We start from the raw sequence: 14392 nt of genomic DNA on the forward strand, positions 1-14392 counted from the left end.
TTCAAATTGTTTTATTTTCCCTCGTATCGTAACATGATCAAGGGTGCAGGTCAATTTGTGGTATGCCTAATTTATCGCTGTAATGACTTTTTCGGACACCAGGGTATAGCTGCCGTCTTTGCTCTCTTTAATGTAGAAACCAACCCGGTAATTCCCTGCTGTTTTGAAATCATACGTAAAGTCGTTCGTACGGAACCAGAAGTTATCCTTTTGCGCTCCTTTGATATCTTGGGACTGAATATCCTTCACGTTGCCTGAAGGGTCGGTGATCGCTACCTTCACTCCGGAGATATCTGTTTTCAAGGTATCAATTTGACTGAATACATTAAATTTCACTTTATTGCCTTTATTCACGTTACCAAACACCGTATCTCCCTTGAACAGGAACATATGCACGTTAGGCTGGTCGAAAACAACTTTTCCACCGGATGGATCAAAATTTACAAGTCCGTTAAAATCACGGATGGGCACATAGGTTTTCCCATCAATGACAACTGCGCCATCTTTTGACACTTCTCCATTAATAATCAACTGCACTTGGTCCTTGGCGGATTCCGCCGAAATGGCGGTCCCTCCCATTATTGAAAAGGCCATCACTAGGGCCATCACTTTTCTCCATTTCATCACTACTAATCCCTCCATCGTTATCTGTTTAAAACCTTCTGTCGTACATTTATACCTAGCTCAGCCGCACAAGTTGCGCTGTGTTTCACAAATTGTCCAAAGTTTTTACATAAGGAGCCAAATCTTTAGTTCCAGCAGCATAGGTGATAAAATACGACTGTAGAATGTCCTAGTACACAAAGTCCGGAGGGATATCCATAATGAGCCTAACGATACAAATGCTTGGCACAGGCAGTGCCTTTGCCAAGCATTATTACAACAACAACGCGCTGCTGGACAGCGGAGAAGGCAAACTGCTGATCGATTGCGGTACAACCGCTTCTTTAGCATTACACCAAATGGGCGTCCCTTTGCCTGATATTGGCGCAATTTTAATCACACATATTCACGCAGATCATGTCGGAGGTTTGGAGGAATTCGGTTTTCAAATGAACATTCTCCATCGTCGCAAGCCTCTACTTTATATCGCCGAACCACTAATCCACCCTTTGTGGGAACATACGCTCAAGGGCGGAATGTCACAGCAAGGTATGATTGACAAGCTTGAAGATGTATTCGAGGTAAACGTAATAACGCCTGGTGTACCCACTACATTAGTATCGGGTATCCAGGTGGAGCTAATCCCTACAAGGCATATTCCGGGTAAAAACAGTTATTCCATATTCATTAATGACCGCCTTTTTTATAGTGCAGATATGGTTTTTGACCCTGATTTGCTTCATCATCTGGTGCATGAACGAGGATGTCGGAGTATTCTGCATGAGGTTCAATTACAAGGCGCTGGAGAAGTCCATACGACGTTGGACGAGCTGCTAAGCTTGGCGCCATCTCTTCAAGAGCGGATTCATCTGATGCACTATAGTGATGATATGGAACAATTCAGGGAGAAAGCAGGAGTCATGTCCTTTCTGGAGCAGCAACGAGTATATCAACTTACAGAGTTGGAACGTGCAGAGTAGCATGCTAAATACAGTTTGAACAATTAACAAAAAGCCGCCTGGCTTTCCTACAAAGGATAGCCAGGCGGCTTGCTGTTCTTGAATATAATGATGAACTTGTATTCTAATGTTGCGAGTTAAGGTCAGAACAATGGCAGTTGATCCAGGTTATTAGATGGATCTCCATCGGCATCTCCCCGAATTCGTTTGCTTCCATCCTTGGCCTTGAAAACGTTAACGCCTGCAATTGAGCCTGCTTCAATCTCGTTCAATGCTTGGTTATAATCTAAAACCCGACCGGTAGATGTCTGAAAAGACGTAAGGTCGCCATCCCCGTCTTTACGTACTGCTGTAATTTGCTCTCGTTCTGTATCAGCCAAACTGTATCGCTCCTTATCCATAGTATTATAGTGGAGGAACTTTTACTAGCATGCACATTGTACAGATTTGTATGCACCTTACGCTGTCGACTACAACTTTTTGCGCATACGTACATGCGGTATTCCCGCATCGTCAAAAGGTTCATCGGAGATCGTCTCATAACCGAGCTTTTCGTAAAACCTCTCGGCTTGGCATTGGGCATCTAGCAGCGAGTATCTTAACCCCAATTCACGTGCACGTTCCTCCAGTGCTAGCAGTAATACACGTCCATAGCCTGCCGCACGATGCTCCTTGAGAACGGCAATACGTTGCATTTTAGCTGTATCTTCCTCATAGTATGTCAATCGACCAGTGGCCACCATTTCACCATGTTCACAAATTAGCAAATGATGGGCCGTATCTCCCAGCTTGTCATAATGGTCAATTTCTAAATCAAGAGGAACCTTTTGCTCTTCGACAAACACTTTGGTACGGATCGATATTGCCTCCTGTAGCTGTTCCTCTGTTGTTACACTTATAATTTCTGCGGCCATCATCTGTTCCCCCTATCATTAATTCCAAATTGCAAACTCGCTAAATTCGAATTATATATATAAATGGTCATGAAGTACAGGCTGACTTCTATTTTTTCACTTTACATATATGGTTAATACATGATATTATCTAGTAACCGCAGGACGGTAGCTCAGCGGGAGAGCATTATCTTGACAGGGTAAGGGTCATGGGTTCGATCCCCATCCGTCCTATTCGTCAAAAGCCTTGATTCTCAAGGCTTTTTTTATTTGTCTAGAGATAAAGCGAGTTATCCTGAGAAAAGAAGATAGGTCATTGACTAAGATTTAGTCAATAACCTATTTTTTAATTAAAATCATACTTATAAGATAAAAAAGCCGCCCGGAAAAATAGGGTCGACTTTTCTGTATACTCAGATCATTTGCACTTTAACAGCACCACTTCTTCAACAAAGCCTTTCACCTTGATCCTTCTATTATATAGAGGAAAAAAAGCAGAACCATCAGCACAATACGTATAGAACTCTTAGATTACGATATAAACCGCCCCGCTCTCACTATCAATCTCCGTGGGGTAAGCAGTCACACATCCAGTATCCGGCTCTTGCACCCGGCCAGTGGAAAGGTCAACTTTCCAGTCATGGAGCGGACAATGGACCGCTGAGCCACATATCATTCCTTCGGATAACCGCCCCCCTTTGTGCGGACAACGATTCTCAAGCGCATGCACGCTGCCATCGCTCAGACGGAATACAGCTATCTCTGTATTATGAATGCGAACTGTCCTTGCTCCACGTCGGTCAATTTCGTTCAGATCAGCTATTCTGACTCTGTTGGTTGTCGTATTGGTCTCCATTTTGTCAGCCCCCTATTCCGTTACTGCCTTAAGTTCCGGCAACTGTACAAAATTTTTGCGCAGCTCTTCGTTGTGAATAATTTCGTGCCACGGATCAGTCGTCGTGCTTAACGTCTCTTCAATTCTGGTCACCAGTTGTTTCCTCGTCTCTGCATTCGCGAGTGCCTGTTTGACGGATTCAACTCCGACCCGTTCCACCCAATGGGCTGTGCGTTCGTTCCAATTGGCCTGCTCGCGATAATACTGCAGATAGGCACCGGTCCATTCCATTACTTCATCCTCGGTTTTAACGGTACAAAGCAGTTCAGCTGCCCGAACCTTAATACCGCCGTTACCTCCAACGTAGATCCCCCAGCCACCGTCAATAGCAACGACGCCTAAATCCTTTATCGTCGCTTCAGCGCAGTTACGCGGGCAACCAGATACAGCCAGTTTGACTTTGGATGGCGCATTCAGCCGTTCAAATGCCTTTTCCAACCGAATGCCCATACCCATAGCATCCTGAGTGCCAAAGCGGCAAAAGGTGTTACCTACGCACGTCTTAACCGTTCGCAGCGTCTTTCCATAGGCATATCCAGACGGCATATCCAACTCGGCCCAGATCCCCGGCAAATCCTCCTTTTTCACACCAAGCAGGTCAAGACGTTGGCCACCCGTAAATTTAACCAGAGGCACATTGTATTTTTCTGCGACAGCAGCAATTTTCTTCAGGTCGGCAGGTGAAGTAACTCCTCCATAAATGCGGGGCACGACAGAATAGGTGCCATCTTTCTGTATATTGGCATGGTACCGTTCATTCGTGAATCTGGATTCCTTCTCATCCTCATAATCGATCGGCCATACCATACCTAGATAATAATTGAGGGCCGGACGACATTTCGTGCAACCTTCCGGTTCGTTCCATCCCAGCACATTCATCACTTCTTTAACGCTCTTCAATCCCATCTCTCGAATGCCATCAATGATCGCTTCCCGGTCAAGCGTCGTACAACTACAAATCCCCTCTTTCAGCGTTTCTCCGGCTTCTGCACCTGCGTATAGCTGTAAGAGTCCCTCCACTAATGGCTTGCAGCCGCCACATGATGCCGATGCCTTCGTACATGCCTTAATCTCCCCGACACTCCGGCAGCCAGCCGCAACCGCCTCTCCAATGTCACCCTTGGATACACCATTACATCCGCATACAATTTCGTCATCAGGCATCTGCTCCAGCATCATGGCGCCACTAGCTTCAGGTTGACCGGGATTGAAGCCAAGTAATAACTCTTTCTCTCGGCCAACCACCGACTCGCCACTTTTGATCAAAGAAAACAGCATGGCTCCGTCAGACGTATCCCCAAACAGAACGGCTCCGATCAGTTTTTCGTCCTTGATCACGATTTTTTTGTAGACGCCGCCAATATCATCCTGATACCGCAGGGAACGTGTTCCCGGTTCATCCTTGTAATGCCCTGCTGAAAACACGTCGACACCCGATACCTTCAACCTTGTAGAAGTGACGGAACCACTGTAGCCGGGAGTCTCCATTCCCGCGAGCCGCTGAGCCAGCACACCACCCTGCTCGTATAATGGAGCTACCAGTCCGTAAGTGATTCCCTGGTGTTCTGCACATTCGCCAACGGCGTATATGCCAGGGACATTCGTTTCCATGTAATCATTTACGATGATGCCACGGTTTACAGGAATTCCCGCCGACACCGCCAGTTCAATGTCTGGTCTGATGCCTACCGCCATAACGATCAAGTCTGCTTCCAGCTCACTGCCATCGGCAAATTTCAATCCTTCCACGCGACGACGGCCCGTAATAGCCGCCGTTCGCTTATTGACCAGAAAAGTCATTCCCTGCTCCTCCAGCTCGCGCCGGAGCATAAGGGAAGCAGCCTCATCCAGCTGCCGATCCATAATATATCCGTTAATATGAATAACTGTGACGTCCATCCCCAAGTTAAGCAGCCCCCTAGCTGCCTCTAGCCCAAGCAATCCGCCGCCGATAACAGCTGCTTTTTTGTGCGTCTTTGCCGTCTCCATCATCGTTTCACAGTCACGAATATCCCTAAAACCGATAACACCCTCCTTGTCGGCCCCTGGAAGCGGCAGAATAAAGGCTTTAGAACCTGTTGCCAACAACAACAAATCATAAGAGATGCATACGCCGGAGCGCGACGTCACCTGCTGCTTTTCCGTATTGATGGCTGTGACAGGATCATCGGTATACAATCGAATATTGTTGTCTTCATACCAACTCCAGTCGTTAATGACAATATCCTGCAAACCAGCCCCTCCCGCCAGAACGGAGGACAGCATGATCCGGTTATAGTTTGGATGGGGCTCGGCCCCGAATACCGTAATCTCATAGCTACCTGGTGCAAGCTTCAGCAAATGTTCGAGAGTGCGTATCCCCGCCATTCCGTTGCCGATCAACACTAACTTTTGGATATCGTTCATCAGGTCACTTCCCTTCCATTTGTATCCTCAAAACATAAAAAGCCTGCTTCACATATGGGGATTCAAAATATCCCTCCACATGAGAAAACAGGCTCCATTGCCGTTTCATCGAATACGCCGTTGTATCCATCAGAGTATGGAATTAAAAAGTATTGTAGCTAATATATAATGCTTCAAATGATATGTCAACATTCCTTACGCATTAACTTATAAAAAATTATATTTTATCACCATGTAACATATCTATGACGTATAAAATATCACTCCCCTACAAAATTAGGATTGATTTTCAGTCCAAAACACGCCAAAATGGTTTAAAAGTCCGTTTTAGCTTGATGATGATGAAAAAAATAAGCAGGCAGACAAAATCTTATGTCATATTTGTTATCAATGATTACTATCCCCATCGCTAACTACCCTTCATGTTACAGAGAGGAGGAGCCCGCTTGCGTTCCTTGTTGGTAATTCACTTACATTCTGACTATGTATCTGAGCAGACACACGCCGTTTCCTCATGGCAGGCAGGACCTGAGCACCTTTTAGAGTCCAACGGATACCTAACCCTGCCCTGCCGCAATGAATCTGAAATCAAACAGCTAATTCTTAATGCAGACGCGGCGGTACTAAACATACCTGTCGGCACTATCAGCATATGGAGTGGCAGGCTGGAGCAAGCCAAAGCGATCCCATTGCTCTGGTGGTGCAGCGCAGAATCAGCGCTATCATCGACAGAGGCCTGTGAAGCTGATGTCACTGTCGATGGCATTCTAACCCCTTCTATGGCAGCCCATGAGCTGAATTGGGCTCTTCATTTTAGCGCCAAACGCTTTTTTGAACGCCAGCACTGGCAAAGTGAACGCAAGCAACTGACCGCTCGGCTGGAAGAACGCAAATGGATTGATATGGCGAAAGGAATACTTGGGGAAGTAAACGGTATCCCGGAAGCGGAAGCATATGATGTGCTACGCAAAAAAGCAATGAACGAACGCAAACGTATCGTTGATGTGGCCATCTCCATCGTCAAAGCACAGCAAATGCTAAAAGCATAAATCTGAAAGGGGCCCGAACATGAATATCATTGAAATATTAAAAGAAGTTGGTCGCGGCAAAAGGGGCGCCCGGGATCTGAATTACGCCGAAGCCGAAGCTGCTGCCGAACTTATTATGACCCAGTCAGCAACCCCTGCTCAAATCGGAGCTTTCTTTGCCGCGGAGCGCATTAAAATGGAGAGTGTTGCCGAGTTGGAAGCATTTGTAAACATCTGCCGTAAATATACCCATCGCTTTCCGATGCAGGAAGGGATTGATTTCGCCGGTCCGTACGATGGCAGAAAGTCTTCATTTATCGCCACCTTCGCAACGGCCTTTCTACTCGCCTCATGCGGAATTCCTGTAACGATGCATGGCAGTGCACCTCTCCCTCCCAAATGGGGTGTTACGCTCCCGCTTTTGCTGCAGGAAATGGGGGTAACGTCCCGGAACATGACACGTGAAACCGCCATTCATGCCGCGAAGCTGACTGGTGTACTGTTCGTTGCCTCCGAACAGTGGTGCGCGCCCCTGCGAGATATGCGGCCCATTCGCGAAGAGCTGGGGCTTCGCACAGTGCTGAATACTGCCGAGAAACTGGTTGATTACGGTTCTTCCCCGTATATTGTATTCGGCGTTTTCCACAATACTGTGCTCGAGAAGACGGCGAAACTCATGCAAAATCTGAATTACCGCAGGGCTCTGATCGTCCAGGGGAGCGAAGGATCGGAGGATCTGTTCATCGATCGGCCGACCCGGACTTACCTGCTTGCTAACGGCGAGGTATCACTACAGGTTATTGATTCGGAAATGTACGGGCTGGATTCGGTGGTACCCGAGCATAACTGGACCCCCGCTGAACAGCTGCGCATTACGGAGGAAGTGCTGCAAGGCACAGCTTCTATAGCCTTTTCGAATCAAGTGTTACTCAACAGTGCGGTCCGACTGTTCGTTGCAGGGCGAGTCGACTCCATAGAGGAAGGTTTGTATACCTGCAAACCGCTGCTAGAAAACGGGGACGCCTGGGGTTTGTATTGTCACTGGCGGGAAGCTATGCTCAGAAAAGAAATAAAAACAGGAGCAAGCAGATCCGAAACCCGAATGCATTTTTAATTATTGGCGTCACGCAGTCTAGGGATTGCGGGCCCTAAACTGTCCAACCCAAAAAGGCCAGCTCCCTCACTCATACAAAGGGGGCTGGCCTTTTATGCAAAGAAAAAGTCACTTACTCAGTCCTGCTCTAGAACTCAGACCATTCCCCATTATCTGCACTGGTCGCGGCTACGGCCAGGTGAAGGGGACGGATGCGTACAGCAGCCGTTTTGAAGCCAGGCATCCGGCAGAACGGATCAAGATCGGGTCGGGTCGCCCGATTTACATTTTGTATCCCACCCCAATGCATGGGCACGAAGAGCGTATCTTCGCGGATATGTGGTTTGATCCGGCCGCGGACAGTGAAGCTGCCGCGCTGTGATGCTATTTCTACCCACTCCCCGTCCCTGATATGCCAGCGTCGCGCTGTCCGCGGATGAATTTCCACATAATTCTCAATCTCTCGTGCGGCCAGCGACGGACTTCTGCGCGTTTGTGCACCGGTCAAATAGTGAGCCAGCACGCGGCCGTTCGTCAAAATAAGCGGGTACTCCTCGGATATCTCCTCTCCTGCTCCACAGCTTTCAACCACCGTAAAAACAGCCTTTTGATCGGAATGGGCAAAGGTTTCCCGAAACATCGTATCCATACCGGCTCTGTCCGTAGACGGGCATGGCCAATATACCCCTTCTTCACGACGCAACCTGTCATATGTGATCCCATAATAATCGGCAGGACCGCCCCGGCTGGCAAGCCGCAGTTCTTCAAAGATATGCTCAGCATCCCTGTACGAGAAATAGCTGCCCTTGTTTAGCTTTGCAGCTACCTGACACAAAATGTTCCAGTCATCTCTAGCCTCGCCTGGTGCGGACCTCGCCGCTTCCCGTAGCAGAACGCGGCCCTCCAGATTGGTCATCGTCCCCGTATTCTCCAAATAAGACGTCACAGGCAAAACAACGTCGGCCATCCGCGCGGTTTCAGTGAGAAACATATCCGCCACAACCAGCAGATTCAGCTTTTTGAGGGCTTCCTCCACCAGCCGGACATTCGGGTTAGATACAACAGGATTAGAGCCCATCACGAACAAAGCTTGGATTTCTCTCTGATGGACAAGCTCCATCATTTCATAGGCGGACACTCCCTTACCCGGTAAACTGCTTGGTTTTACTCCCCACACGGACGCCACATAGGCTCGATCTTCTTCATCCTCAATTGATCTGTAACCAGGAAGCTGGTCAGCCTTTTGGCCGTGCTCTCGCCCCCCTTGCCCGTTTCCCTGACCTGTAATAGCTCCATAACCGCACCCTTCCCTTCCAATCTTGCCAGTGGCCAGCACCAGATTAAGAAATGCACGCACCGCCATATGTCCATCTGTCTGCTGTTCAACACCCCTGGCCGTAAAAACGATGCCGGTCTCCACACTGCCAAAGGCATGTGCTGCCTGCCGGATCATTTCTACTTCAATTCCACACAGCGCAGCTGATTCGTTCAGATCCACACCCTTCAAATGAGTCAACAGCTGATCATAGCCGTTGGTCCGCTTGCGGATAAACTCTTCATTCGCAAATCCTTCGTCCATGATGACCTTTAGCATGGCATTGGCCAGTACAGCATCCATACCTGGCTTGATTTGCAGGTGCAGATCGGCGGCCGCCGCCGTTGGCGTCACGCGCGGGTCAATTACAATGACAAACGCACCGTTTTCCTTCGCCTGATGAAAATAAGGCATTAAGGTCGGCTGGCATTCAGCGATATTCGTGCCTGCAAGCACAATACAACGAGCCAACGGAATATCAGCCAGTCTGCAGGTCAGTCCGCGATCAACGCCAAACACTTTACTGCCAGCGGATGCCGCTGCCGACATGCAGAAGCGCCCGTTATAATCGATATATCGCGTACCTACAGCTACTCTTGCAAATTTACCGAGTAAATAAGCCGTTTCATTGGAGAGTGAACCTCCACCGTAAATTCCGATTGCATCGGGACCCTGTGTGGACAGTAGCGTAGAGAAACTGCTAGCTATAGTATCCAACGCCTCCTCCCACTTGACGGGAACAAGTTTGCCCTCTTTGCGTATGAGGGGCTGTACCAGCCTTTCCGCATGAGTCGCATGCTGATGCGCATTCATTCCCTTGATGCACAGCCTACCCTGCGAGGCTGCATTAGCCTTCCCTTCCGCCTTATACACAGTACGGATGATACCCGCAAGTGTCTCCGTACCCGCACTAACGGTCATCTTACATTGCACGCTGCAAAACGGGCACTGCGTATCCATTACTGACGATACATGTAGCCCAGCTTCCGGTTTGCCTTCTCCTGACTGACACATCAAAGTCACCTCCCCTTCGCCATTTTTCGGAATTTTATTGTCTGCACACGATAGAATATCGCCACAACTGAACTCAACCCATCACATCATCCTGTCAGCATTGTGGTCCGCAGGCTACCCGCCAGTCCACTTCGAAGAGCAGCGTCAAGCACACTTTCCCGTAATGCCAGAACGCCAGTCCTTTCAATCCACTCCCACATTTTCTCCCCATACCGGGCACTATGTCGGTATATTTGCAAGCAGGCTACAGCCATCAGGACCGCTTCTGCCGGGTCTTCCTCCAATCCAAGCAGCTGCCCCTGGCGAACTGGATGCTCTGCATGGCCACCGGCATAAACCTCCCAGCCTACTGGAGATCGGGATATTCCAATATCGTGGACAAGTACACCTGCCGGATACGCCGATCCAGGACAAATAGCAACTGTAACCAACGCGGGCAATGCGAGACTTCCCCATAAAGTTACCAACCGCTCTCTGAGCCAGGCTACTTCTACAAATGCCTGATCCATCAGGTCCGACTCAACAAAAGCCCGATTCTCGGCATTTAGGTTCGTAACGCGCAGATCCGCAGAGGGCGCTTCTCCTCCGTACTGCGGTGTGACCTGAACCACAACACCAGCACCTAATGGATTTGTCGCAGATCTGTCGCGCAACCCAAGGGATTCCAAATAATAAAGTACAGCCGGCCGACACAATTCACACCCCTGCTGTCTAGTCCAACCGAGACGGGACACTACTTCATCTGGAGTCTGACAGGCTGCGTCCACCATAGCTGTTTTAAGCGAATCATGATCGTAATGCGTACATCCACACACAGGGACTACTTCTTGGGCGGTCGGAGTAACTACAGGTCCGGAAACTGTCGATTGGGACAAACTATTTTTGACCAGTGCAGCCACCAGCGGCCGACAGCCCCCACAGGAACCGGATGCTTTGGTCCGGCTCTTCACCTCTTCCACCGTCTTCAGCTTATCCGTAGTGATCGCTCGCAAAATAGCCCCCTTACTCACGCCGTTGCACGCACATACCGTTTCCTCTTCCGGCAGTGCGGCTGCCGCATCCTCCGCTTTGCTTCCGCCGTTATCCCGGGATGTTAGCTCTGTAGCGGGTGCGCCGCGCTGTACCATTCCGAGCAGCGAGGTGCTTTCCGCCGTATCTCCGAACAAAATGGCGCCAGTGACAGCACCGCCGTGCATCATCACTTTTTTATAAACCTTCAGCATCCCGTTATATTCCATGACTGCTGTCTCGTTTCCCTCATCACGAATGTCTCCTGCGGAAAACACATGGATTCCCGCTACCTTGAGCTGCGCATACGGAACCGTCCCTTCATAGGGAGCCGTTTCACGACCACAAATAACTTTTGCCAGCACTTTGCCCTGCTCATATAGCGGCGCCACTAGCCCGTATGAAATCCCGCGGTGCTCAGCACATTCGCCGACGGCATAAATACCAGGAATACTCGTGCGCATATAATCATCCACGACAATGGCACGGTTTACGGTCAGACCGCTGTCCTGAGCTAATTCGATATTCGGTCGGATACCAACCGCCAGCACAACCAAATCCGTTTCCAACCTGTCCCCGTCCGCAAACATCAATCCTTGCGCCCTGTTTCGGCCTATGATGTTGACCGTTTCCTTCGCCAAATGAAACCTCATGCCCTGTTGCTCCAGCTTTCGCTGCAGAAGCACAGCCGCCGTCCGGTCAAGCTGACGGTTCATAAGACACTGCGCATTATGAACAACCTCAGTTTCCATCCCTAGATTCAGTAGGCCTTGAGCGGCTTCAAGTCCTAACAGCCCCCCTCCGATAACCGTGGCCTTGCGGTATGTGTTGGCATATCTCGCCATGGTTTCACAATCATTCACATCACGAAAAGCGATTACTCCTTGTTTTCGAGCTCCGGGAATGGGCGGCATGAAAGGCAATGAGCCCGTTGCCAATATGAGCATGTCATAAGGTTCTTTCATACCGGATTCCGTTTCCACCATCCCGGCTGCAACATCAATACGACAGACGCGTTCACCCGCGTACAGCTTTACCCCGTTCTCTTCATACCAGTCCCAGTCATGGGTAACGATATGTTTAAATGAGCTCTCCTCCTGAAGCATTTTGGACAGGAGCACTCGGTTGTACCCGGGACGGGGCTCTGCACCAAATATCGTGATTTGGAACCGCTCTGGCTCCAAAACGAGTATTTCCTCCACACATTTGATGCCTGCCATACCGTTGCCGACGACGACCAGTTTTTTCATCATATTAAACCAGCCCCATTCTCCGAATAAAATAAGACAGAAAAAGCCCTTCTCCATTCAATGGAAAAGGGCACCGTTGCCGTAAATGTCGGCACATCATTGTGCCGATATGTATCTAAGATTACTGAATTGTGAATGTCATGTCAATATTTAATACATGAATGCTATATTTTTTGTCTTATATTTAATTTTTTTGCGATTTTGTGTTACGTATATTGACATAAAACAGATCCTTTTTTATAATTTGATTAAAATCACTCCAACGTGATCATACCAAGTCGACTCACAATGAGGTGTGTCAACCACGGCAATGAAGCCGCAAACCGTTTCCTAGATACCATGTAGGGGCGATTTGCGGCTTTTTCATGTTCAAATTACATTTTGCAGACAAAGAACAACAATTAGAACAGGAGAGATGGAGAATGAACAAAAAAAATTTCTGGAAAAGCGGACACAAGCCCACCCTATTTGGCTCCTTTCTGTATTTTGATATCAGTTTTATGATATGGGGAATGATCGGACCGTTGGCCGTTGTAATTGCTAATGATTATCCAATGGACCCTGTACAAAAAGCCAATCTTGTTGCCCTACCCATACTCGGTGGTTCCCTGCTGCGGCTCGTGCTCGGATTCATGTCGGATTATATCGGTCCGAAGCTCACAGGGCAGATTGGTATGCTTGTTACGATAATCCCTCTCTTGCTCGGCTGGCTGTGGGTTGATTCGCTGGAGCACTTGTACGTTGTTGCCCTGCTCCTGGGTGTAGCCGGAGCATCATTTGCAGCTGCGCTGCCGTTGGCAAGTCAATGGTACCCCAAAGAGCATCAAGGCTTGGCTATGGGAATTGCCGGTGCTGGTAATAGCGGTACCGTCCTTGCGACTTTGTTCGCCAACCGCATTGCTCAACATTTTGGCAGTTGGGAAGCCGTTTTCGGATTGGCTATCCTCCCCATCTTAACCGTCTTCATTCTGTTCAGTATTTTTGCCCGCAACAGCCCTCACCGCCCGGCACCAAAAAGTCTGTCGCAATATGCTTCGGTGCTCAAACAGAGGGATGCCTGGGTATTCTGTGCCTTTTACTGCGTGACGTTTGGCGGATTCGTTGGTCTTTCTAATTATTTGACTATTTTCTTCAATACCCAATATGGCCTCTCCGCGGTACATGCCGCCGATTTTGCAACCGTTTGTGTGATTGCCGGAAGCTTCTTTCGTCCTGTAGGCGGCTTTTTGTCCGATCGGATTGGTGGTTCACGCATGTTAATGTACTTGTATGCGGGAGCCGGGATTATGCTCGCTGGCATTGCGTTTTTACCGCCACTTACCGTGGTAGTTGTGCTGCTGTTCGTAGGCATGATGTGCCTTGGCGCTGGCAACGGCTCCGTATTCCAGCTCGTTCCGCAGCGGTTCGGCAACGAAATCGGGCTCATGACCGGCATTGTCGGCGCTGCTGGTGGCATAGGCGGGTACTTCCTCCCCCTTATACTGGGTCATCTGTACAAATCAACGGGTTCATATATGCCAGGCTTCATCTCTCTGAGCCTAATCACGTTCTGTGCCTTTACCCTCGTCATCATAATGCAATTGAAATGGCGTAACAGCTGGATGCAACGCTCTGCTACAGTTACTGATGAAGCCGTCAATCGCATCGGAGAATTAAATGCCTGATGTTCATTAAACATAGAGCTGCGAAGCATTAAATTTTGTCCCTCAACCATCCCTATAGCCAAAAAATAGCTTAACTTCGTTTATTTAAAATGAAGTTAAGCTATTTTTCATGCACGCTTAATCGAACTACACCTAAAAAACTATGATAATTATCACATTCAATCAAGATTTTCCGAAAATATCATGAAAATTAAATGAAATTTTCATTCAAAAAACATTGAAAATCGCTTTCATTTTCATAATTTTTCTTATGTAAACACTTAT

Annotated in this window: 11 protein-coding genes and 1 tRNA gene; 5 read left to right on the forward strand and 7 right to left on the reverse strand. The window is 48.5% G+C overall.

Annotated features, from left to right (window positions below; genetic code table 11):
- Positions 1 to 66 precede the first annotated feature (66 nt).
- Positions 67 to 624: a hypothetical protein gene (locus ACM1ND_RS17065; RefSeq protein WP_023989343.1), complete on the reverse strand. Its 558-nt coding sequence runs from the start codon at positions 622 to 624 to the stop codon at positions 67 to 69.
- A gap of 200 nt (positions 625 to 824) precedes the next feature.
- On the opposite strand from ACM1ND_RS17065, the gene ACM1ND_RS17070 reads away from it, so the two are divergent.
- Complete coding sequence (locus ACM1ND_RS17070) at positions 825 to 1583, forward strand: MBL fold metallo-hydrolase (RefSeq protein WP_023989344.1); 759 nt, start codon at positions 825 to 827, stop codon at positions 1581 to 1583.
- A 122-nt stretch (positions 1584 to 1705) separates the two neighbouring features.
- Here the strand turns inward: ACM1ND_RS17070 and ACM1ND_RS17075 are convergent, their stop codons facing one another.
- Positions 1706 to 1942 carry a DUF3892 domain-containing protein gene (locus tag ACM1ND_RS17075; protein WP_023989345.1) on the reverse strand — a complete coding sequence of 79 codons (237 nt, stop codon included), beginning with the start codon at positions 1940 to 1942 and terminating at the stop codon, positions 1706 to 1708.
- Positions 1943 to 2032: 90 nt separating this feature from the next.
- A complete protein-coding gene (locus ACM1ND_RS17080; protein ID WP_023989346.1) occupies positions 2033 to 2476 on the reverse strand; it encodes a GNAT family N-acetyltransferase in 444 nt (147 codons plus the stop codon).
- Between the two features lie 141 nt (positions 2477 to 2617).
- Between ACM1ND_RS17080 and ACM1ND_RS17085 the strand changes: the two genes are divergently transcribed.
- Positions 2618 to 2689 (forward strand) — tRNA-Val (locus tag ACM1ND_RS17085).
- A gap of 292 nt (positions 2690 to 2981) precedes the next feature.
- Here ACM1ND_RS17085 and nirD read toward each other — a convergent pair.
- Complete coding sequence (gene nirD / locus ACM1ND_RS17090; RefSeq protein ID WP_025724005.1) at positions 2982 to 3311, reverse strand: nitrite reductase small subunit NirD; 330 nt, start codon at positions 3309 to 3311, stop codon at positions 2982 to 2984.
- A gap of 12 nt (positions 3312 to 3323) precedes the next feature.
- Complete coding sequence (gene nirB, locus ACM1ND_RS17095) at positions 3324 to 5756, reverse strand: nitrite reductase large subunit NirB (RefSeq protein ID WP_053325727.1); 2433 nt, start codon at positions 5754 to 5756, stop codon at positions 3324 to 3326.
- A 446-nt stretch (positions 5757 to 6202) separates the two neighbouring features.
- Between nirB (ACM1ND_RS17095) and ACM1ND_RS17100 the strand changes: the two genes are divergently transcribed.
- Both ACM1ND_RS17100 and ACM1ND_RS17105 read left to right on the forward strand, forming a co-directional pair.
- Complete coding sequence (locus ACM1ND_RS17100) at positions 6203 to 6805, forward strand: ANTAR domain-containing response regulator (protein WP_023989349.1); 603 nt, start codon at positions 6203 to 6205, stop codon at positions 6803 to 6805.
- Positions 6806 to 6824: 19 nt separating this feature from the next.
- On the forward strand, positions 6825 to 7898 hold the full coding sequence (locus tag ACM1ND_RS17105) for an anthranilate phosphoribosyltransferase (RefSeq protein WP_418026370.1): 1074 nt from the start codon (positions 6825 to 6827) through the stop codon (positions 7896 to 7898).
- A 127-nt stretch (positions 7899 to 8025) separates the two neighbouring features.
- Here the strand turns inward: ACM1ND_RS17105 and nasC are convergent, their stop codons facing one another.
- A complete protein-coding gene (gene nasC / locus ACM1ND_RS17110) occupies positions 8026 to 10206 on the reverse strand; it encodes an assimilatory nitrate reductase catalytic subunit NasC (RefSeq protein ID WP_076295273.1) in 2181 nt (726 codons plus the stop codon).
- An 86-nt stretch (positions 10207 to 10292) separates the two neighbouring features.
- Positions 10293 to 12467 carry a nitrite reductase large subunit NirB gene (nirB, locus tag ACM1ND_RS17115; RefSeq protein ID WP_418026371.1) on the reverse strand — a complete coding sequence of 725 codons (2175 nt, stop codon included), beginning with the start codon at positions 12465 to 12467 and terminating at the stop codon, positions 10293 to 10295.
- Positions 12468 to 12886: 419 nt separating this feature from the next.
- Between nirB (ACM1ND_RS17115) and ACM1ND_RS17120 the strand changes: the two genes are divergently transcribed.
- The gene (locus ACM1ND_RS17120) at positions 12887 to 14128 is read left to right on the forward strand and encodes a nitrate/nitrite transporter (protein ID WP_053325731.1); all 1242 of its coding nucleotides are present in this window, start codon (positions 12887 to 12889) and stop codon (positions 14126 to 14128) included.
- Positions 14129 to 14392: the final 264 nt, after the last annotated feature.

This window comes from Paenibacillus sp. JJ1722, from assembly GCF_048282685.1.
In the GTDB taxonomy this organism is placed as follows: Bacteria; Bacillota; Bacilli; order Paenibacillales; family Paenibacillaceae; genus Paenibacillus; species Paenibacillus polymyxa_B.